This window comes from Pseudoalteromonas sp. 120-MNA-CIBAN-0494 (assembly GCF_040308885.1).
GTDB classification, from domain to species: Bacteria; Pseudomonadota; Gammaproteobacteria; order Enterobacterales; family Alteromonadaceae; genus Pseudoalteromonas; species Pseudoalteromonas nigrifaciens.
On the sequence record NZ_JBEOOE010000136.1, the window covers coordinates 1 to 277 of the forward strand.

Sequence of the window (277 nt, forward strand, 5' to 3'; positions counted from 1 at the left end):
TATCTATGCTGTCGCATTTTGCTGAAAATTTTAGCGTCATTATCGATGGCTTCTATATGGGGCTAAATGCCGGTTTCGATAAAGTACGATTTTTGCAACCTGTTACCGTCAATAGCCGCATTAGAGCGCATGCTAAAACCCTTTCAATAGCAGAAAAAAAACCAGGGCAATTTAGACTATCGACCGAAGTGACCATTGAAATAGAAGGCTGCGATACACCGGCATTGGTTGCCGAGTGGATATCGGTGCAAATGGTTAAATAGTGATGCTTTAGAAG

1 pseudogene is annotated in these 277 nt (G+C 41.9%); it reads left to right on the forward strand.

What is annotated here, in order from left to right:
• Window positions 1-263: pseudogene (locus AAEY55_RS18275) on the forward strand (MaoC family dehydratase); the annotation flags it as partial.
• Window positions 264-277: the final 14 nt, after the last annotated feature.